General features: G+C 35.0%; 16 protein-coding genes, 1 riboswitch and 2 other annotated features. Of the genes, 5 read left to right on the forward strand and 11 right to left on the reverse strand.

Annotated elements, in window-relative coordinates; translation table 11 throughout:
- The first annotated feature begins 313 nt into the window (after positions 1 to 313).
- Positions 314 to 796 (forward strand): DUF2975 domain-containing protein, encoded by a 483-nt coding sequence (locus tag ACUN0F_RS21540; RefSeq protein WP_046959368.1) that lies wholly within the window; start codon positions 314 to 316, stop codon positions 794 to 796.
- A 125-nt stretch (positions 797 to 921) separates the two neighbouring features.
- Here ACUN0F_RS21540 and thrS read toward each other — a convergent pair whose 3' ends face one another.
- The 4 genes from thrS to ACUN0F_RS21560 form a co-directional block, all read right to left on the reverse strand.
- Positions 922 to 2,841, reverse strand: a complete 1,920-nt coding sequence (gene thrS, locus ACUN0F_RS21545) for a threonine--tRNA ligase (RefSeq protein ID WP_445540126.1) — start codon at positions 2,839 to 2,841, stop codon at positions 922 to 924.
- A gap of 44 nt (positions 2,842 to 2,885) precedes the next feature.
- Positions 2,886 to 3,108: a binding site (T-box leader), on the reverse strand.
- Between the two features lie 35 nt (positions 3,109 to 3,143).
- Positions 3,144 to 3,367, reverse strand: a binding site (T-box leader).
- Positions 3,368 to 3,492: 125 nt separating this feature from the next.
- Positions 3,493 to 4,200, reverse strand: coding sequence for a 23S rRNA pseudouridine(2604) synthase RluF (rluF, locus tag ACUN0F_RS21550; protein WP_001222161.1), 708 nt, complete (start codon positions 4,198 to 4,200; stop codon positions 3,493 to 3,495).
- A 183-nt stretch (positions 4,201 to 4,383) separates the two neighbouring features.
- Positions 4,384 to 5,004, reverse strand: coding sequence for a YdbC family protein (locus ACUN0F_RS21555; protein WP_445540127.1), 621 nt, complete (start codon positions 5,002 to 5,004; stop codon positions 4,384 to 4,386).
- Positions 5,005 to 5,196: 192 nt separating this feature from the next.
- The gene (locus ACUN0F_RS21560) at positions 5,197 to 5,571 is read right to left on the reverse strand and encodes a hypothetical protein (RefSeq protein ID WP_264462996.1); all 375 of its coding nucleotides are present in this window, start codon (positions 5,569 to 5,571) and stop codon (positions 5,197 to 5,199) included.
- Positions 5,572 to 5,703: 132 nt separating this feature from the next.
- Here ACUN0F_RS21560 and ACUN0F_RS21565 point away from each other — a divergent pair, with 132 nt between their 5' ends.
- From ACUN0F_RS21565 to ACUN0F_RS21575, 3 genes are all read left to right on the forward strand, one after another.
- Positions 5,704 to 6,279, forward strand: a complete 576-nt coding sequence (locus ACUN0F_RS21565) for a hypothetical protein (RefSeq protein WP_264462974.1) — start codon at positions 5,704 to 5,706, stop codon at positions 6,277 to 6,279.
- Positions 6,280 to 6,487: 208 nt separating this feature from the next.
- A riboswitch (glycine riboswitch) is annotated at positions 6,488 to 6,608 on the forward strand.
- 107 nt (positions 6,609 to 6,715) lie between these two features.
- Positions 6,716 to 8,083 carry an alanine/glycine:cation symporter family protein gene (locus tag ACUN0F_RS21570; protein ID WP_445540128.1) on the forward strand — a complete coding sequence of 456 codons (1,368 nt, stop codon included), beginning with the start codon at positions 6,716 to 6,718 and terminating at the stop codon, positions 8,081 to 8,083.
- A 226-nt stretch (positions 8,084 to 8,309) separates the two neighbouring features.
- Positions 8,310 to 9,503: a S8 family peptidase gene (locus ACUN0F_RS21575; protein ID WP_445540129.1), complete on the forward strand. Its 1,194-nt coding sequence runs from the start codon at positions 8,310 to 8,312 to the stop codon at positions 9,501 to 9,503.
- Between the two features lie 99 nt (positions 9,504 to 9,602).
- Here the strand turns inward: ACUN0F_RS21575 and ACUN0F_RS21580 are convergent, their stop codons facing one another.
- On the reverse strand, positions 9,603 to 10,127 hold the full coding sequence (locus ACUN0F_RS21580; RefSeq protein WP_445540130.1) for a DinB family protein: 525 nt from the start codon (positions 10,125 to 10,127) through the stop codon (positions 9,603 to 9,605).
- 14 nt (positions 10,128 to 10,141) lie between these two features.
- Positions 10,142 to 10,909: a DUF3891 family protein gene (locus ACUN0F_RS21585; RefSeq protein ID WP_264462971.1), complete on the reverse strand. Its 768-nt coding sequence runs from the start codon at positions 10,907 to 10,909 to the stop codon at positions 10,142 to 10,144.
- Between the two features lie 204 nt (positions 10,910 to 11,113).
- On the opposite strand from ACUN0F_RS21585, the gene ACUN0F_RS21590 reads away from it, so the two are divergent.
- A complete protein-coding gene (locus ACUN0F_RS21590; RefSeq protein WP_001043960.1) occupies positions 11,114 to 11,386 on the forward strand; it encodes an HU family DNA-binding protein in 273 nt (90 codons plus the stop codon).
- Between the two features lie 37 nt (positions 11,387 to 11,423).
- Here the strand turns inward: ACUN0F_RS21590 and ACUN0F_RS21595 are convergent, their stop codons facing one another.
- Genes ACUN0F_RS21595 through ACUN0F_RS21615 form a run of 5 tightly spaced genes read right to left on the reverse strand, consistent with a single transcriptional unit; the run spans position 11,424 to position 21,633 of the window.
- On the reverse strand, positions 11,424 to 11,966 hold the full coding sequence (locus tag ACUN0F_RS21595; protein WP_000959140.1) for a hypothetical protein: 543 nt from the start codon (positions 11,964 to 11,966) through the stop codon (positions 11,424 to 11,426).
- Between the two features lie 35 nt (positions 11,967 to 12,001).
- Complete coding sequence (gene sfp, locus ACUN0F_RS21600) at positions 12,002 to 12,751, reverse strand: 4'-phosphopantetheinyl transferase Sfp (RefSeq protein ID WP_264462970.1); 750 nt, start codon at positions 12,749 to 12,751, stop codon at positions 12,002 to 12,004.
- Between the two features lie 58 nt (positions 12,752 to 12,809).
- Positions 12,810 to 14,252, reverse strand: coding sequence for an MDR family MFS transporter (locus ACUN0F_RS21605; RefSeq protein ID WP_445540131.1), 1,443 nt, complete (start codon positions 14,250 to 14,252; stop codon positions 12,810 to 12,812).
- On the reverse strand, positions 14,252 to 14,476 hold the full coding sequence (locus ACUN0F_RS21610) for an MbtH family protein (protein WP_000184069.1): 225 nt from the start codon (positions 14,474 to 14,476) through the stop codon (positions 14,252 to 14,254). The genes ACUN0F_RS21605 and ACUN0F_RS21610 overlap by 1 nt, the downstream gene beginning before the upstream one ends.
- Complete coding sequence (locus tag ACUN0F_RS21615; RefSeq protein WP_445540132.1) at positions 14,473 to 21,633, reverse strand: amino acid adenylation domain-containing protein; 7,161 nt, start codon at positions 21,631 to 21,633, stop codon at positions 14,473 to 14,475. Before ACUN0F_RS21615 ends, ACUN0F_RS21610 begins: the two co-directional genes overlap by 4 nt.
- Between the last annotated feature and the right edge of the window lie 15 nt (positions 21,634 to 21,648).

Consider the following 21,648-nt stretch of genomic DNA (forward strand, 5'->3'; position numbering starts at 1 on the left):
ATTTTTAAATTTTTCAATCAGAAAGGATTACACGAGTTACGTAAACCTTTTTCCTATTCCATATTCTCACTTTTCTAAAACTCGTTCCTTCGATTTCGCTTACATTTACCTTACATTTTTGTAAGGTGAAAAATATTACAGACCATTTCATAAGGTGGATTCATTTGTAATGAGCAAGTTTTTTATTTTTATCAAAATTAATAGGATACATAAATAACAATAATAATAAGTTAAAAAAACAATATAATTTTATTTTAAAACGATAAATCATATGATAAAATCATGTTGTCATTAAATAAACGAGGTGCTTTTTATGAAACAAGTTACAACACTCTTTTTAAAACTAGCTATTGTTTTTATAGGTATAGTAGTACTTGCATTGTGCATATTTTTAGTTCCTAAAATCGGGAATTTCGCTGGAGAATTGTATCCAGCTATTGCTTATATGAAATCTCTCGTTTTAATCGATATGTACGTAGCGACGATACCTTTTTACTTCGCTCTGTATCAAGTTTTTAAACTTTTAAGTTATATTGATAAGAACAAAGCGTTCTCGGTATTATCAGTAAAGGCTTTAAAAAATATAAAATACTGTGCCCTCACTATCGGTACCATATACATACTAGGTATGCCACTTTACTATCTTATGGCAAAAAAAATTGATCCTCCAAGTTTTATACCAATTGGATTGATCATTATTTTCTCCTCTATCGTGATTGCTGTTTTTGCTGCAGTTCTCCAAAAGCTCTTACAAGAAGCCATTAATATAAAATCAGAAAATGATTTAACGGTATGAAGTGAAGTATATGGCAATAAATGATGAAGGGATAGCGATTAAGCTATCCCTTCATCATTTATTATGGTTCTTTAATGAGTTTAAATTCAGTAATACATGTTAATGGTGTATTTTATTATCAATCTCTATTTCTTATTTTTTATTTCCTCTTTTATACTCTCCACAAACCCATTTAGTTCAATAACTTCTGACTGGTCTTCACCGTATTTACGTACATTTACAGATCCGTTCTCCATTTCCTTATCCCCAATAACAAGAACATAAGGAACTTTTTGCATTTGTGCTTCTCTTATTTTATATCCTAACTTTTCATCTCGTACATCTCTTTCCACACGAATGCCAGCTTGTGCTAATTTATCCGCAATCTCATCTGCGTATTGTACATGGACTGCATTCGAAACTGGAATGACCTTCACTTGAACCGGTGCCACCCATGCCGGGAACGAGCCTCCAAAGTGCTCAATTAATATCGCTAAGAAACGGTCTAACGATCCTAAAACTGCTCTGTGAATGACAACTGGTCTTCTCTTTTCATTCTTCTCATCTATATAATTTAAATCAAACTTCTCTGGCATTTGGAAATCTAGTTGGATTGTCCCGCACTGATGACTTCTATTTAAAGCGTCTTTAATATGGAAGTCGATTTTCGGTCCATAAAATGCACCGTCACCTTCATTTAGTCTATATTTATAATTCAATGAATGTAATACATTTTCTAATGCCTCTTCTGCTTGCTCCCACAACTTATCATCACCCATTGAATCTTCTGGACGAGTAGAAAGCTCTACTTCATATTCGAATCCAAAAGTTTTATAAACGTAATCAATTTGCGCCATTACAGATTTAATTTCATCTTCAATTTGTTCTGGAGTTACAAATAAATGAGCATCATCTTGGCAGAAAGTACGTACTCTTAATAATCCATTTAATGCCCCGCTAAATTCGTGTCGGTGTACTTGACCGAACTCACACATACGAATTGGCAATTCGCGATAAGAGTGTAATTTATTTTTGAACATTAACATATGTCCTGGGCAGTTCATTGGTTTTAATGCGAAACTTTTATTGTCTACTTCAGAGAAATACATGTTGTCTTTGTAATGTCCCCAGTGTCCTGATTTCTCCCATAATTCTTGGTTCATCATAAACGGAGTACGTACTTCTTGATACTTATACTCTTTTTGAATTTCTCTTAAAAATGCTTCTAATTCATTACGAATAATTTGTCCTTTCGGTAAATAAAATGGCATTCCCGGAGCCTCTTCAGAAAACATAAATAACTCCAGCTCACTACCTAATTTACGATGATTTCTTTTTGCTGCTTCTTCAACGAAATGTAAATAATCTTCTAATTCTTTTTGAGAAGAGAACGCAACACCATATATACGCTGAAGCACTTGATTGTTACTATCACCTCGCCAATATGCACCAGAAACGTGAGTTAATTGGAATGCTTTCAAATAGCCTGTTGACGGTAAATGAGGTCCTCTACATAAGTCTACAAATTCACCTTGTTTATATAGTGTTACACTTTCCCCACTAGGAATTGCTTCTAACAATTCTAATTTCAGGTGATCATTCATTTCTTGAAACAGTTTTTTTGCCTCTTCTCGTGAAACCTCAACTCGCTCTATTTTTATATTTTCATTTATAATTTTTTTCATTTCTTTTTCGATTTCCGGTAAATCTTCTACGTTTACACTACTCGGAAGATCCATATCATAATAAAATCCATTTTCAATAACAGGTCCTACACCAAGGTTTACATTACCATGCATTCTCTTTACAGCTTGCGCTAAAATATGTGCCGCAGAGTGTCTTGCAATTTCTACCCCTTCATTTGAATCTATAGTAACGATTTCTACTTCCGCATTTCCTTCAATATTTCGGCGTAAATCATATAACTGATCATTTACTTTCCCTGCGACTGCTTTCTTTTTTAAACGACTGCTAATGGATCCCGCAATTTCTTCTAAAGTAATTCCTTTTACAAATTCTTTAACGCTTCCATCCGGAAATTTCATTTCAATCATCTGTTCTTTCATTTTTCATCTCTCCATTTCATAATAAAAAGCACACTCATCCCTAAAATAGGGACGAGCGTGCTTTTACCCGTGGTTCCACCCAGATTCCCATTGTAAATATACAATGGCTTCTTTTACGGTAACGTCGTTTACACGGCACTAGATACTTAATTTCCCCAGTGCAGCTCTAAGGTGGTAAGTTATTTTTCTGCGTTAGGAAGTTCTCAGCTTTCCTTCCTTCTCTGTATAACCGGATAAAATAACTCGTGTCCTTTTCTTCGCTTATTATGAAATTGAATACAAAAAAGCATATTCATCCCTAAAATAGGGACGAATATGCTTATATCCGTGGTTCCACCCAGATTCCCATCACAAAAAACATAATGGCTTCTTTTGCGATAACGTCGCTTACACGGCACTAGATACTTAGTTTCCCCAGTGCAGCTCTAAGGTGGTAAGTTATTTTTCTGCGTTAGGAAGTTCTCAGCTTTCCTTCCTTCTCTGTATAACCGGATAAAATAACTCGTGTCCTTTTCTTTGCTTTTAAAAGTACATCCATTAATTGTTATTTACTATATCTTATTCATTTTATTTTTGCAAGTGTTTAAAAATGATTTTTTATTAAATAAAAAAAGAAACCAAAAATAGATTTTTGGTTTCCTCTTCTCAATTTTACCAATCTTGTGGTTCGTAATTTAAGTCTGAAAATAGACGTCGTTTCTCTTTCTTCGATAAATCTCTCCACTGTCCAACAGGTAAATTATTTAATTCTATATTCATAATTCTTGTACGCTTTAAAGTGTATACTTGATAACCTAAAGCCTCACACATACGACGAATTTGACGATTCAATCCTTGAGTTAAAATAATTTGGAATTCATATTTTGATAACTGTGTTACCTCACAAGGAAGCGTTTTCGTTCCTAAAATTTTCACACCAGCTGCCATTTTCTCTAGAAAATCAGGTGTAATTGGCTTATCTACTGAAACGATATATTCTTTTTCATGTTTGTTTTCAGCACGTAAAATTTCATTTACAATATCACCATCATTCGTTAATAAAATTAAACCGTCTGAGTCTTTATCAAGACGTCCAATGTGACTAATTCGTAATGGATGATTCACTAAATCGATAATATTACCTTTTACAGCTTTTTCACTCGTACATGTAATACCTACTGGTTTATTTAAAGCGATATATACGTGATCTCGAGCAATACGAAGTTGCTCTCCATTTACACGTACATCATCACCTGGATTTACTTGGTCACCAATTTTTGCAACCTTACCGTTAATAATTACTCTTCTCTCATTAATTAGTTTATCTGCTCCACGTCGAGACGCTTTTCCAGCTTCACTAATAAATTTATTGATACGCAAATTAGGCACATCCTTTTCAAAAAAATTCAAGCTCACACTGCTTCTACCGTACAATACAAAAGGGTAAGCCTTCTATTATAACTTAAATATATTAACATGAAAGGGTATATAACGTCTTCTATTAATTACTCGTTTATAAGAAAATATCTTTATTATACATTCATTTATGCACGTTTTGTACACTTAATATACAAGCCACTCTTCCTTACATATAGCTTGTTTACCTCTTATATCTTTTAAATCCTCATGAATATTAGCTAGTTTATACAACTCTGGGAAAATCTCTTCTACATAATTTTGATGCGCCATTTCATCTTTCCAATAAGTTAACTCTATGTAACAATTTTCATTTTTTAAAGACTTCCCAACAACTCCACCTAACATCCCTTTTGCATTTTCCATCCCTTTATTCCAAATTGTTTCTTGTTTATGTAAAAACTGCTTTTCTCTCTGTTGTTTTACATCACAAATTGCAACTCTTACAAATGACCCATCTGTAACAACGTCTTTCAAAGGCATATCAGTTATATCATACAACGTTTGAAACAATTCAATTTCACATGAAAGAAACGTATCCTCTTGATTACTATTTAAATAAATGGTATCGTGTGCACTATTCATAAATGATTGATACGCACTTCTATCTTCCCATAAAGTAAATACACATGCCTCATCCTCATACCATCCACCAAATTGCCCATGAAATCCATCTAGATGCTGTATAGCTTGCCATTTTTCTTGTGCTTTTGAAAATAACTCTTTTTTCTCTTCTTCCACTTTACAGTAGATTGTTTTTAGTAACATTTTTAACTCCCCCTTAGGATATAATTTATCTTCCACTTATATTTTTAGTTTACATAATGTTTTTATGATCTCTTCAGCACTCTTTATGTGCATAGAGAACTAATCATATTTATCACTACATCTATCAAACCATCTATCTGATTTTATTTCAAATAATTCAGAATCAAAAGAAAAGATGTAACTCTTAACGAATTACAACTTTAGCTTATCTCTCTTATTCATCTTTTGCTCAAATAAATAATACGTAATTTCTCCCGGATAATGTAATACAGTTACCTTCCGCTCCCCTTTTTTAAAACTAACAGTATGTCCGTTTCCCCCTAAGTTCTCCCATCCACTAGCCTTTGTAATAGGCATTACACTTATATATTTATACTCCTCTTCCTTATCATCGTTAATATGAATTGCTGACATTGGTACTGGAAAATCTTCAATTTTAGATTCTTTGTCTACATATATAAGTGTAAATAAACCAACTAATAACACAACCGTTGAAATATTTGAAACTAGTTTTCTTCTATTCATTTTCACTAAAAACCCTCTTTTCTCACATATTACTTTCATTATTTTACTAATCTTGATTATTTGTGTATGTAAAAAATATAATTAAAATTAATTCCAGACTATATTCTCTATTATTAACAATATTATTGTTATATATTATAATTATAAGATACTTATTTTTGGAGGTATTACCCATTGAAGAACTTATTTTTTAATAAATGGACAATTGTTATTTCTATTTTTATTATTGCCTGTACGATTTTCTACACAACTAAGGAAAAAAATAATAACGAAAAAACTACCGTAGAAACAATCGATACAAAAACTTTTAAAACTAAATTTCAACCAAAAATTGATGAATTAACTACAAATTATAATGACATCATCGAAAAAGATTGGTTGCCTGCCTGGGAAGAAATTAACACGAACGGAGATTCAGTAGACAGAGATAAACTATTAGTCACAATGAATGCTATTTCCAAACAATATGAAAAAATTATGAACGAAATAGACACTGTGAAAATTAAAGAAAATATATCGGAAGTACAAATACAAGAACAACTAATTTATTTCACAACTGAGTTTAAGACTGCTTCTAAATTTATGAAAAACGCAGCAGATTTAATTATAGACGGAGCAAGTAACTCTACTCCATCCAATGAAACAATTGAAAATACTAAACATGCTTTAGGACTTGCGGACCAACATATTGTTCTCGCTTTATCTACGTTAAATGAAGTTGAAGTTAAATTAGGACTTGCAAAAAAATAAAACTGGTTACTATTTTAAAATAAAAAAAGATTGCAATTCATATTTTGTCTGTCTATAATGTTTTTATTGATTTACAATCAATATTTTTATAAATTTTATAATTCGGATGAACCATTCAGGAGAAGGTCTATTGATCTACCGACGGGGCAAAAAGTTGCTGAATCAACTTTGAAACTCTCAGGTCTTGTTTACAAGTAGAACTGCATGGGGACGAATCTCTGGAGAGACTCCCTCTCGCTTTTATATAGCGCGGAGGAAAAAGAGCACCGAAGGAGCAAATCCGCTACTATAGCGGATAATCTCTCAGGTAAAAGGACAGAGACAAGCGAAAGAAAATGCCGATTTGTATCGGTTTATTTTTCTATCCCTTGTTTCTCCAGAGACCATTTCATTTACTTGAAATGGTTTTTATTTTTTCATAAAAAGGAGAATACAGATGGAGACAGTAAGTACAGTATTAGAACAAATCAATCACTATGTGTGGGGATTACCAACGTTGTTGTTACTCGTTGGTACTGGTATCATTCTCACAGTGCGTTTAAAAGGATTACAGTTTAGTAAACTATTATACGCTCACAAACTAGCTTTTAAAAAATCAGAAGATACATCTTCCTCTGGAGATATTAGCCACTTCCAAGCACTTATGACAGCTATGGCGGCAACAATTGGTATGGGAAATATAGCCGGTGTTGCAACTGCAGTAACGATCGGTGGACCCGGTGCAATCTTTTGGATGTGGATTACTGCTTTGTTCGGTATGGCAACAAAGTATGCCGAAGCAATTCTTGCGGTGAAATACCGTGTTAGTAATGAAAATGGTGAATATTCAGGTGGACCAATGTACTATTTAGAACGTGGTTTAGGTAAGAAATGGCTTGCTGTTTTATTCGCTATATTCGGCACAACTGCTTCTTTCGGTATCGGTAATATGGTGCAATCTAACTCAGTTGCAGAGGCAATGCGAATTAATTTCTCTTTTCCTCCTGCTTTAACTGGTATATTCATGTCGTTTTTAATCGCCATTGTTATTTTAGGCGGTGTGAAAAAAATCGGGAAAGTGACAGGATATATCGTTCCTATTAAAGCTTTCTTTTATATCATTGCTGGGCTTATTATTATTTTCTATCACTACGATCAAATTCCAGAAGCATTCTCACTTATTTTTTCTGGCGCATTCAATGGGACTGCAGCTGCTGGTGGTTTTATTGGCGCAACAATTGCATCTGCAATTCAAATCGGAATGGCGCGCGGTGTATTTGCAAACGAAGCTGGTTTAGGGAGTGCCCCTATTGCTGCAGCTGCCGCAAAAACTGATTCACCTGCAAAGCAAGCTTTAGTTTCTATGACTGGTACTTTTCTAGATACGTTTATTGTATGTACCATTACAGGGCTAGTATTAATTATTACAGGTGCATGGAAATCAGGTAAAACTGGCGTTGAAGCGACAACACTTGCGTTCCAATCTGTATTTGGCACTGCTGGTAGTATGATTCTTGGTATCGCAATTATATTATTTGCCTACTCTACTATTTTAGGATGGTCGTATTACGGCGAGAAGTGCGTGGCTTATTTATTTGGACAAGGTGCTGTTAAATATTATAAAGCGATCTTTATCGTCATGATTGCTATTGGGGCTAATTTAAAACTAGGTATCGTATGGACATTTGCTGATATTGCAAATGGACTTATGGCGATTCCAAACTTAATTGGCCTTATTGGGTTAAGTGGTATTGTTGTTGCTGAAACGAATCGCTTTTTACAAGCAGAGAAATTGAAAGAAAGTCATAAAAAACAGGCAAGTTAATATAAAAAAAGGAATGACTCATACATAATGAGCATTCCTTTTTTCGTTTTCTAACTCAGTAAATGTCATTAAAAATATATTTATATCGATCTTTCCCTTTTTTTATTCCACTAAAAGTTTTTCACATAAATGACATAAATCGTATGGTCTAACTATATAGTTGAAAAGGAATGTGACATTAAAGTGTCGCCGAAAAACTCATCCAAGAAAAGGGAGGAAAAATCTTTTGAAAAACAAAATCATTGTTTTCCTATCTGTTTTATCATTTATTATTGGTGGTTTCTTTTTTAACACAAATACTTCAAGTGCTGAAACATCATCTACTGATTACGTCCCTAACCAATTAATCGTTAAGTTCAAACAAAATGCCTCTTTAAGTAATGTTCAATCTTTTCACAAATCTGTCGGTGCTAACGTTTTATCTAAAGATGATACGTTAGGTTTTGAAGTCGTTCAATTTTCAAAAGGTACTGTCAAAGAAAAAATAAAAAGTTATAAAAATAATCCAGATGTGGAATATGCAGAACCGAATTATTACGTTCACGCCTTTTGGACTCCGAACGACCCATATTTTAAAAATCAATATGGATTGCAAAAAATTCAAGCTCCACAAGCTTGGGATAGTCAACGAAGTGATCCTGGTGTAAAAGTAGCTATTATTGATACAGGAGTTCAAGGCTCACACCCTGATTTAGCTTCGAAAGTAATTTACGGACATGATTATGTTGACAACGACAATACATCTGATGATGGTAATGGTCATGGTACGCATTGCGCTGGAATTACTGGAGCACTTACGAATAATAGTGTTGGAATTGCTGGTGTTGCCCCACAAACTTCAATTTATGCCGTCCGCGTATTAGATAATCAAGGAAGTGGTACTCTTGATGCTGTAGCGCAAGGGATTAGAGAAGCTGCTGATTCAGGTGCAAAAGTAATTAGCTTAAGCTTAGGCGCTCCAAATGGTGGGACTGCTTTACAACAAGCCGTTCAATATGCATGGAATAAAGGCTCTGTTATTGTTTCAGCTGCTGGAAATGCTGGAAATACAAAAGCTAATTATCCTGCTTATTACAACGAGGTGATTGCAGTTACTTCTACAGATCAATCAGATAGAAAATCTTCATTTTCTACTTATGGTAACTGGGTAGATGTTGCAGCACCAGGTTCAAATATATATTCCACATATAAAGGAAGCACGTATCAATCATTAAGTGGTACATCTATGGCAACACCTCATGTTGCAGGAGTCGCTGCTCTTTTAGCAAATCAAGGATATAGCAATACACAAATCCGCCAAATTATTGAGTCAACGTCTGATAAAATTAGTGGTACAGGTACGTATTGGAAAAATGGTAGAGTCAATGCATATAAAGCTATACAATATGCTAAACAATTACAAGAAAATAAAGCCTCTTAAGAAATAATGTAAAACTTTAATCAGTGATCTGCCATTAGTGCGGGATAAAATAGAAGGAGAGACTTTTACAATTAAAGGCTCTCCTTCTTACAAACTATATTACTCCCCCTCCTTCTGCACCATATGTAAATACAGTACAAAATCCATCATTGTCGACGAATGACCAAGTTGACGGATCATCGCTGTTATATTTCCTCTATGATATGTACCATGATTTACGACATGTTGTACTAACTCTAAAATTGAAGTTTCTAATTTCCCTGCATATGGATTCTCGATAACCAATACAGCATTCACGTCTTGTATTGCAATTAAAAAGTCTTTATATTGATTTGCCATGTTTTCAAACATTTTTTCTAATTCATGTAACGATTTAGTTTCGATTTGTTTTCGTAAATTTTCTCGGTCTTGTATTGCTTCATTCATACTTTTACCATGCAATATGTGTAACCACACTTGGTCTGTAATATAAATATGCGTAAAAGTATCCTTAATTGATGGAAATACACTCTGTATCTGTTCATTAAAAATAGTCTCATAGCTTGGTAATTCTTTTAGTCGATTGAATAACCGTATATTAGCCCAAGCATGGTAATCCACCTGTTTTAACATGTACTCTTTCAATCGAAATCGCCTCCTTATTGTATGAAACGAATGGTTTGTTTCTTCATTTCTGATTCTCTATCAGCCTTTACAATTCCTTTTTCTTCAATTTCACGTTTATTTATTGTTTTATATTTTACATACGTATGAAATTCCGTTTGAAATGGAAACGGTGTAATCCGAATTGTTTCCTCGTCCACCCATTCAGCTTGAATAGGTTTCTCCACCTTACTATTAAACATTTCTGTTCCTTCAAAACCATCTTTAAACAAATCAATTTCATCTTCCTTTTCTGCACCAGGTTTATTCATACACACATATAAAGAAAGTTCATCGCAAAACTTTAATAACCTATAATGTTTATCGAACATCGCAAATTGTTCTTTTGTTAACGTTTTCAATATTCTTTTTTGTCGTTCCAATTCCCCTGTATAAAATGAAAGCATCTCTTCATCTTCATCATTTAATGGAAATGATAAAAAATGTTTACTACAAAGTAATGCTCCGTATGGATTCGAATCTTCAATTTCATTCAAACCAATCGTATAAAAAACAAAGCGCAATGAACTTGGACAATCCATAAATGTATATGGAATATTTTTAGCATCATTCAAAATTGGTACTTTATCAAGTTCTATCCATCCTCTATCATGCTCATATATTGCATTAATTGTCTCTTTTAAGTATGTTTCATCTTCAAAAAAATCTTCTTTTATATGCTTTGCAATCTCTCCAGCTAAAAAACCATGATCATGTTGACGAATTAATATACTTTCATTCTCACTCTTTTCACGAAAAATCATTTATATACTCCCCCTCATCCTCATATTACAGCGTTTTCTATACATTAATTCTTAATTAATCCCTAATTATTAGCAGGGATTCAGTCTCTTACAACGAAATTAACATAACTATATAGTATTCTTTCTAACCATATACATAGCTTTCTCTATACTATCCATTATACTAAAACATTCATTCTAAAAAACTTTTTATGAGGTGAAAACATGAACAAAACAGAATTAGTTAAAAACGTGGCACAATCCGCTGATATTTCTCAAAAGGAAGCTTCTGCAGCGGTACAATCCGTATTTGACACAATTGCTACTGCATTACAATCTGGCGATAAAGTTCAATTAATCGGCTTTGGAACTTTTGAAGTGCGCGAAAGATCTGCTCGTACAGGACGTAATCCACAAACTGGCGAAGAAATTCAAATCGCTGCTGGTAAAGTTCCAGCATTTAAAGCTGGTAAAGAGTTAAAAGAAGCTGTGAAATAAACAAGAAACCAGCCATTTTATAGGCTGGTTTCTTGTTTTATTTAAGTAATTCCTTTATATTCTCAGCATGATACACTTCACAAATATAAAATATACATTTGCAATTACTTACAATTTGATATTTTCTAGTTGGATACACATTCGCCGTAACAGAGCATCCATCAAACAATTCAATAATATTCCCAGATGGCTGATATCCTTCGTATAATACGTTTCTTCTTACTTCCATCTTTTCTATAAGTTTTTCAACTGGAATATTTCCACTCTCTAATTCCCTCTTAATTGTATTTGGTAAAAACGAAGTGTCCGCAAAAATTAGATTTTCAGATAACACTTTTCCTTTATAACTAACATTGGATACACGGTAAAGAAATGTTCCATTTTTATCAAAGAAATTCTTTGCTTCTTTCGGGATGTACTGTCTATCAAGTACCTCTTGTTCGAGAACATCAAACTGAACTGTATCATTCAAAAGCTTTTCTAAAGCATGAATAGATGATGTATCTCCAGAAAATAAAATATTTTTAATTGCTTGTACATTATAAGTGAATTCATTTGTTCTATTTTCCGCTACTAACATGAGGAACACCTCTTCTATAAGATTTTTTATTTAACTTATTTATAATTTAAAAGCGCTACTGCATCTAACTGTGTGATTTCAGTTACTTCTTTACTAAATATTGCAATTGTAGCCATATAATCTACACTAGGCCTTATATCTGCCATCATTGTATTTTCTACTAATTCTTGCCTATCCTTAAAAACTAACAAATTTGGAGGATCATTTGGAGCTGATACAGTAATACCTACTGGTGAAATCATTAGTCCTTCACCTGTCGCTTTTAGTACCGCTTCTTTTCGAGTCCAATATGTTAAAAAACCTTCTATTTTCTGTTCATTAGGTAACTTCATAACTTGTGCTAATTCAATGTCTGTTAATACGCCCTCTGCCATTTTCATAACATCTACATTTGGATTCATTTGTTCAACATCAACGCCTACAGGTGCAGACTTTGTAAATGCAACAACAACCCACTCACCCGAATGTGAAACAGATATTTGTGGCATTCCTTTTGGTAATTGCGGTCTGCCATGTTGTAACTTACATACTGGGCACATCCTATCAATTGGCACTTGAACTGGTAACATAGAAAGTATTTTACCAAGAACTAACCTACTAATTACACAACCTATTATAAATCGTGCACGATCTGCCGAATGATGATATGAATTTGCTTTCTCTCGTTCAACATCGTTTAGTAAATTGTAATGCCATGATTGTAAATCTGAAATTCTTGCCCACCATATTTGACAATCATTCTCAGTCAAAGTTGGAATAGAATCTACAACTTTACTTTCTATCATGTAAACTCTCCTTCATACAATGAATATCAATTTTCATTAAAAAAGCTTACGTAAATTGTTATTCATTGACAAGTACTTTCTCTTTTTTTGATACAGATAACATTTTTTCTTTCTTCTTTGCCATTACCTCTTTATCAGAAATACGTAAAGAAAATAGTAATGCTATAAGTAAAAATATTGCAGATCCAATTAATGCAGCTTGATATGGTAAGAAATCTGACTGTGCATTATTCTGTATTTCATTACTTCCAAATCCAGATAATATGCTAGCTAAAACAGCAACTCCTATCGCTGAACCTATACGGTTTTGCACATTGAATATAGTAGTCGCTCTCCCCATAGAAGGTGGCGTGATATGATTAAATGCAGAAAATTGAACTGCTCCAACAGACTGACCTAAGAAAATACCGATACCAAACAATAATGCCCGAATTTGCCATGGGTTCGTATCGTGATTTACAAAACTTAATAAAACAAAGATAATCGCCGTACAAATTAATCCAATAGAAATTACCTTTCGAGCTCCTAGTTTCTTATATGACCATGGCACAATCTGTGACGATATCATTAACCCAATCGCCTCTGGGAATGTCGTAAGACCTGATTCCAATGCGGAACCCCCTATTACATTTTGATACATAAGTGGAAAAACAAATAACATTCCTAGTAAACCAGCGGATGAAAACAATGAAATAAGACTCATTTTTCTAAAGACTGGTTCTTTTAATAAGCGTAAATCTAACATCGGTTGCTTTACTCTAAGTTCTACAATGATAAACAATGTAATGAATACAATCCCAGCTATTCCAGTACTTATAATCTCTGAAGAACCCCAGCCTTTTGACGGCCCTTGACTAAGTGCATAGATAAGCATCGCGAATCCTGGTGCAGAAAGAACAAAACCGAGAGAATCAAAGCTACCAGCTGATTTTTCAATATGCTCTTTTAAAAATAGTAGACCGAAAAGTAACGCTACGATTCCGAACGGTAAATTAATATAAAATGCCCAACGCCAAGACATTTGATCTACAAAAAAACCGCCAATAATTGGTCCTACTGCCGGTGCTACAGCAATTGGCAACACAATAAACCGTGAAATTTTCGGCCTTTCCTCTGGTGAAAATGTTCGGAATAACATCGCCATCCCAACTGGTGTTAAAAGCCCCCCGCCAGCACCTTGCATGATGCGAAAAAGATTCAATGAAGTAATATCATTCGCTATTCCACATAATGCAGACGCAGTTGTAAATACGAAAAGAGCGGTTAGAAATACTCTTTTCGTACCGAAGCGATCTCCTAACCAACCAGAAATCGGAAGGAAAACAGCTAAGCTAACTAAATACCCAACATTAACCGTCCCCATTGCAGATGGAGGCACTTGTAGTTCTTTACTTATCGTTTGGAGTGCTACATTCACAATCGTTGCATCCATCGCAGCCATAAACATCGCTGTTATATATACGATGCTTACAACTACTTTTGGATTTATTTTTGCCTTCATTATCGTTTTCCTACTAATATTTTTTCGCCCACTTGATTACTTTTCGGATTCAAATCTTCCCAATTATTTTCAACATATTGTAAACAATCATTCCTACTAGCCTCTTCATGCACGACATTCCAACCAATAGGTACATCAAGAAAGACAGGCCAGAGAGAATACTGGCCCTCCTCATTTTTTAGTACTTTATATGTGTAATTATCATTTTCAAACGGATTCGTCATACTGTACTTACCCCTTTCTTATCCTGCAAATATTTCGCTAATACTTGTCCAATCTCTGTAAGTGGTCCTGGTTGACATAAATCTTTATGTCTACAATCAATATCGTGTTGCACAATTTGCCCCTTTAAATAATTTAGCCACGTATTTGGAGAGATAGGATCAAACCAGTCTGGTATAACAGTAGATCTAAAGAATAAAATATCTCCGTTATAAACCTTCGGTACATATTTCCCTAACAATCCTACCGAATTTACATAGGTTTCTTTCAAATTTAAAATCGTCTCTTCTTCAAGACTTGCTAATGCACTTCCATCTTTACGAAGTATTTCTACTGCACTTTCCATCGTAAGTGGTTTACCATCCATGTTATCTGGATCGTATCCACCTAAAGCAAGTAATGCGATTAACGCTTCTTCTTCAGTAGGTGCTTCCGTATTCGGTAAGAAGTGACCTGGATAAGAATCCAGCATAACGAGTAATTCTACTTCTTCCCCTTCATTTTGCAGTTGCGCCGCCATTGCATGCACAACATTTCCTCCGAGCGACCAACCGAGTAAACGATATGGTCCGTGAGGCTGTACTTCACGAACGTGTTTTAAATAATCCGCCGCCATCTCCTCTAGACTTTTTGGAAGTTCTTCATTTTTAGCAATACCACGTGCTTGGACACCGTAGATTGGATAATCTGTTCCTAAAGATTTCATAAGTCCTGCATAGCACCAACTTAATCCACCTGCTGGGTGTACACAAAATAGTGGTAATTGGTCTCCGCTTGCTCGTAATGGAAGCAACACATCAAGTGCACTTTGTCCATTTCCCACTTCAAGTCTTTCAGCAAGACCCGCAACAGTAGGTGCTGCAAATAAAGTTCCGATATTTAGTTCAACCCCAAGTGCTTCTTTAATACGACTCATAAGCTGCACTGCAAGAAGTGAATGGCCACCTAGATCAAAGAATCCGTCATCAATTCCAATTTGCGGCACACTTAAAATTTCTGTAAACAGGTCACATAACATTTCTTCTTGCGGTGTTCTTGGTCCACGACTAGAAGATGATGCGATAAATTCTGGAGCCGGCAATGCCTTTCTATCTAATTTACCGTTTGGAGTTAAAGGCAACTCATTTACTACTACAAAAGCATATGGAACCATGTAATCTGGTAAACTACCTCCAGCATACTTACGCATTTCATTCGTATCAATCATTTCATTATTTGATGCGACGATATAAGAAACTAACCGTTTATCCCCTGGTTGATCTTCCCGTACAATAACGGCTACTTGCTCAACTTTAGGATGTTTCATTATTACCGCTTCTATTTCCCCTAATTCAATTCGGAATCCACGAATTTTTATTTGATGATCTGCACGTCCTATATAATCTAGCGTCCCATCTTGACGCCAACGTGCTAAGTCCCCAGTACGATACATTCTTGTACCTGGCTTACCAAATGGATCTGCAATAAAACGTTCTGCAGTTAAGCTTGCTCTTCCTAAATATCCACGAGCAAGCCCTGCACCTGCAACATACATTTCTCCAACTACTCCAGGTGGCACCGGTTGTAAATAGTTGTCTAACACATACACTTTAAGATCAGGTATACTACACCCAATTAAACTGTTTGCTCGTAAAGAGACGATTGTTTCATCTAATTCAATATAACTAACATGTACTGTCGTCTCCGTAATACCGTACATATTAATAAGTTTTGGTGCGTTATGAGAATGTCGACAATACCAATCTTCTAATCGACTTAGCTCAAGTGCTTCTCCTCCAAAAACAACATATCGTAAAGATAATTTTTGGCCAATTTCTTCATTTTCACGATCTGCCTGCATCAATTGATAGAACGCTGATGGAGTTTGGTTTAAAACAGTTACCTTTTCTTTAACAAGAAGTTGTAAAAATTCTTTCGGCGAGCGACTTACAGTATGTGGTACTACGACTAGACGCCCACCATATAATAAAGGTCCCCAAATTTCCCAAACCGAGAAATCAAAAGCATATGAATGAAACATTGTCCATACATCGTTCTCGTCAAATTGGAACCAATGATCAGTTGCTCCTAAAAGTCTTACTACATTTTGATGAGGTATCATAACCCCTTTCGGTCTACCTGTTGAGCCTGACGTATAAATAACGTAAGCAATATGTGAAGGAGATAACGGCTTCATGCGCTCCATTTCATCTATATTGTCTTCACTATATTTCTCAATTTCTTCTATTACGTTCACATCATCAACTAAAATCTTTAGTGCCTCATCACATTCAATTTCCACATCTGAATTTGTTAAAACACATGATGGTTTCGCATCGTGTAGCATAAATGAGATACGATCTGACGGATAATCCGGATCTAACGGAAGGTATCCCGCACCAGCTTTAAGAACAGCAAGTAAGCTTACAACCATATTTAAAGATCTCGGCATCGCTAAAGCAACAAGTTGATCAGGACCGATTCCTTTCGCTATTAACAAACGAGCTATTTTATTCGCTTTTCTATTTAACTCTTCATAAGTTAGCTTTTCATCTTCAAAGACAACAGCAATAGAATTTTGATTTACATGAGCCTGCTTTTCAAATAATTGTGGCAATGTCATTTCAGGTACAATTTGAAAACCACCATTCCACTTTTCTAAAACTGTATTTCGCTCTGCTAAAGTTAATATTTCTAATGTGCCAATTGATTGATCCTGATGTTTCGCTGCATCATCCAATAACAAAATGAATCGTTCAACCAATTTTTGAATCGTTTCACGTTTATATAAATCGGTACTAAATTCTAGTAACCCGTTTAAACCGTCTGGCGTACCATCAACTCCGTTACTCTCGCTAATTTCAAATGTTAGATCAAATTTCGCAGAACCAACGCTTTGAATTTCAAGGTTCGCTTCTATATCCGGAGCATCAAACGTTGCTTCTGGCGTATTTTGGAAAGCTAACATAACTTGAAACAGCGGATGACTATTTCGAGTACGTACTGGATTTAACACTTCAACGAGTCGTTCAAATGGAACATCTTGATTTTCATAAGCTGCAAGATTTGATTGCTTCACTCTATTCAATAATTCTTTAAAGCTTGGATCTCCTGATGTATTTGTACGTAACACTAATGTATTTACAAATAAACCAACTATGTCAGAGAGTGCATCATCGTTTCTTCCAGCAATCGGACTACCGATTGGTATATCAGTACCTGCACCTAATCTTGTAAATAGCGCACTAAGTCCTGCTTGCAACACCATAAACAAACTAACTCCGTTTTTCCGTGCAAGCTCTACTAACCTACTATGCATACCCGCATCTATTTGAAAATGAATTGTTTCTCCGTGATAACTCGTTTCAATTGGACGCTGGTAATCTGTAGGTAACTCCAGCTGATCTGGTAAACCTTCTAGCTCTTTCTTCCAAAACTCTAATTGTGTTGAAATAAGACTCTCTTCTGTAGTTTCATCACCAAGCAACTGTTGTTGCCAAAGTGCATAATCTGCGTATTGAACTGGAAGTGTCTCTAGCTGCACTCTGTTACCTTGACATCGTGCTTTATATGCCGCTGTAAAATCTCTCGTTAACGGTTGTAATGACCAGCCATCCCCAACAATATGGTGCAATAGTATTAGTAATACATGTTCGTTTTCATTCACTGTAAATAGTTGCAGACGAACTGCTGGTTCAACATCAAGGTTAAAACTATATCTTACCGCCTCTACAAGCACACTTTCTAATTCATCTTTACATGTTTTTGTTAGTATCATTTCTAGATTTAAATTTTCTATATCTAAAATTTTCTGATAGGAACTACCTAATACGTTAGGGAAAATCGTTCTAAGCGTTTCATGTTTCTCAACTACATCATAAAAGGCACCTTGCAATGCTTCCTCGTTCAACTTTCCAGAAATACGAACGACTAATGGAATATTATAAGTAGGACTTGGACCTTCTAAACAATTTAAGAACCATAACCTGCGCTGTGCAAATGAAAGTGGAACTTCATTTGGTCTACTTACTTTCTTAATAGCTGGTCTTGCAGTTTTTGCTTGATCCAATTGTTTCGCAAGTTCAGCAACAGTTGGCGATTCAAATAGTTTTCCTATTCCTAATTCAACACTTAACGTTTCACGAATTCTTGCCATTAGACGAGATGCAAGAAGCGAATGGCCACCCATTTCAAAGAAATTATCATCAATGCTAATGCGAGAAACACCAAGTACTTCTGCAAATAAATCACATAATATTTCTTCCTTCGGATTTCTAGCAACTCTCTCCTTGTTCATTTCATTAAAATCAGGAGCAGGTAATTTCTTTCTATCAACCTTATCATTTGGCGTTAATGGTAATTCTTCTAGCACAACAAATGCCGATGGTACCATATAATTCGCTAAACTTTCTGAAACATAAGTACGAATTTCTGAAAGGTTAATCCCTTCATCCCCTTCGGCAACGATATACGCAATGATTCGTTTATCGTTCGGGCGATCTTCTCGTACCATTACTACAGCTTGTTGAATATACTCATGTCGTTGTAAAACCATTTCAATTTCAGCTAATTCAATTCGGAAACCACGGATTTTTATTTGATGATCTGCTCGGCTCATGTATTCCAGCACACCATCGTTACGCCATTTCACAAGATCACCTGTGCGGTACATGCGCTTCCCTGGTTTTCCATAAGGATCTGCAACAAACCGTTCAGCCGTTAACTCTGGTTTTCCTAAATAGCCGTTCGCAACCCCTTCCCCTGCAATATATAATTCACCAATTACTCCAGGTGGTACTGGTTGTAAACCTGCATCTAATACATACACGTCTGTACTCCAAATTGGCTTTCCAATAGGAGGTATACCGATTTCATTTTCATCAATGTTCATGACAGTAGACCAAATAGTCGTTTCAGTTGGTCCATATAAGTTTGTAATAGAGCAACCTAATTCTTTTAATGTATTTGCTAAATGGGCTGGAAGAGCTTCACCACCAACGAGCACATTTAACCCTTGTAGCCTTTCTGGATATTCAGTTACTAACGCCTGCCATAACGTCGGTGTAGCTTGCATAACTGTCACTCTTTCTTCTTGTAACAGTGCCGTTAACGCAGAAGGCTCTTGAATTACCTCTTTTTGTGCAATTGTTAAACTTGCACCACTAATAAGAGGTAAATAAATCTCTAGAGCAGAAATGTCAAACGCAAATGTTGTAACTGCTACTAAATGATCGTTCTCATTTAGTGAAAACATATCACCCATGGACAATAAAAAGTTACTTAAAGCTTTCATAGGAACAATTACACCTTTTGGATTTCCGGTTGAGCCTGAAGTGTAAATTGTATACGCAGGCTTTAAAAGTGATTCTTCATTTCTAAATGGTAGATTCCTATGAGAATATGCTTTTAATGCTAGTTCTGTTTCTTCTCCATCTAATTCGATTTTTTTTATATCATTTTCTATAACTACAGTAGATGAAACAGATGAATGTGTGATGATATAAATTGGTTTTGCATCATTTACTATATAATTTATTCGCTCAGCTGGATATTCTGGATCTATCGGTAAATACGCTGCACCAGCCTTTAAAACTGCTAGCATACTAACTACCATTTCTATTGACCTTGAAAATACTAAAGCTACAAACTGATTTGCCCCTATTCCTTCTTCTACTAAATAGTGAGCTAGTTCATTCGCCCGTTCATTTAGCTCTTTATACGTAAGGTCTACTCCGTTACACGTAACCGCTATTTTATTTGGATTTTTTTGTACTTGTTTTTCAAATAATAAAGGTAGAGTGATTAAATCCTCAGCTTCCTTAGTTTCATTCCATTCGAATAAAACTTTATGATTTTCTTCTGGAAGAGTAATGTTTATATTTCCAATCGACACGTCTTTTTCATAATCATTTATCACTAATTCTAATACATTCATAAATCTCTCTTTATGCAATGCTAGTTCCGAATCACTATATACCTCCGGGTTCGCATCAAAATGAATCATTAACTCATTTTCATCGAAACCTTTATAAACATTTATCGATAAATCATCGACAGGTCCTGCTGATAAATTATGTGTTATACCACGATTCCCAGCAAAATTAAGCCCGTAATCAAAAGGCATCACATTCACTAACGGCCCGAATAACCTTTGATTTTCACCTAGTAACTTTAAGTCTCTTCTTAATTCTTCATGACGGTATTTATGATGACGACGTACTTCTCGAATCTCTTTAGAAACTTGCTGTAATAATTCCGCAAGAGTTATATTTGGAGTTACTGTAATACGAAGTGGTACTAAATTCATTACCATGCTCGGTGTATAAATAGATGCAGAACCGAGACGCCCCATCATCGGTAAACCTAAAACAATATCATTTGCACCTGTTAATTTATGCATATAAATACTTGTTACAGCGACAATAAATTCCGGCCAATTTGTTAACGAAACATTGATATCTTCTAGTAAAGTTTTCGTACTCGAACTGGATAAATAAGCTGTTTCTCGTAAAAATCCATTTGATGTTCTCGGCGCTCGTTCTGCTAAACTTATGACATCCGGTTCATCTGCAAACTTCTCTAACCAAAAAGTACGATCTTCCTTAAATTGTTTAGACTCACGATACTCCATATCTTCTTGTACAATTTTTGCAAGAGAACCAAATGGCTTTTCATTCTTTCTTGTTTCTTCTATAAGTGATGTATACTCTTTCGCTACCTTTTGGCTTAGAAGTGAAAATCCATAGCCATCCATCACAATGTGATGGATGCGCTGATACCAAAAGAAACGATTATTTTCAACTTGAATAAGTGCTTCAGTAAATAAAGTATCTCTTTTCAAATCGACTGGCATAGATAAATCATTTTTCATCCATATTTTAGCAGCCTCTTCAGAATCTTCTTCTTTACGAACGTCAATTAAATGCATATGAAAATTTGACGATTTCTCAATAACTTGCCACGGGCCAATTTCATCCTCTTCGAAACGAACATGTAGTGCTTCTGCTTCTGTTACAACTTTACGTACTGCTAATTCGAAAATTTCTTGATTGATATTTCCATTTATTTCAACATATTCCCCAGTATTATAAATCGGATTAAGCGGATCTAATTGCTGTGCAAACCACATACCAGTCTGCGCAGATGATAACGAATGACGAACCTTTTGACTATTAGGCATTCTTTACTACCCCTT

The sequence above is a fragment of the Bacillus sp. 1A genome (genome assembly GCF_052682215.1).

Excerpts from the sequence above, each read along its gene's own strand:
- ACUN0F_RS21595 (WP_000959140.1), bottom strand. The coding sequence starts at position 11,966 with ATGTTAGTAGCGGAAAATAGAACAAATGAATTCACTTATAATGTACAA.
- thrS (WP_445540126.1), bottom strand. The coding sequence starts at position 2,841 with ATGAAAGAACAGATGATTGAAATGAAATTTCCGGATGGAAGCGTTAAA.
- ACUN0F_RS21615 (WP_445540132.1), bottom strand. The coding sequence starts at position 21,633 with ATGCCTAATAGTCAAAAGGTTCGTCATTCGTTATCATCTGCGCAGACT.
- ACUN0F_RS21570 (WP_445540128.1), top strand. The coding sequence starts at position 6,716 with ATGGAGACAGTAAGTACAGTATTAGAACAAATCAATCACTATGTGTGG.
- ACUN0F_RS21605 (WP_445540131.1), bottom strand. The coding sequence starts at position 14,252 with ATGAAGGCAAAAATAAATCCAAAAGTAGTTGTAAGCATCGTATATATA.
- ACUN0F_RS21555 (WP_445540127.1), bottom strand. The coding sequence starts at position 5,004 with ATGTTACTAAAAACAATCTACTGTAAAGTGGAAGAAGAGAAAAAAGAG.
- ACUN0F_RS21610 (WP_000184069.1), bottom strand. The coding sequence starts at position 14,476 with ATGACGAATCCGTTTGAAAATGATAATTACACATATAAAGTACTAAAA.
- ACUN0F_RS21540 (WP_046959368.1), top strand. The coding sequence starts at position 314 with ATGAAACAAGTTACAACACTCTTTTTAAAACTAGCTATTGTTTTTATA.
- ACUN0F_RS21590 (WP_001043960.1), top strand. The coding sequence starts at position 11,114 with ATGAACAAAACAGAATTAGTTAAAAACGTGGCACAATCCGCTGATATT.
- ACUN0F_RS21585 (WP_264462971.1), bottom strand. The coding sequence starts at position 10,909 with ATGATTTTTCGTGAAAAGAGTGAGAATGAAAGTATATTAATTCGTCAA.
- sfp (WP_264462970.1), bottom strand. The coding sequence starts at position 12,751 with ATGATAGAAAGTAAAGTTGTAGATTCTATTCCAACTTTGACTGAGAAT.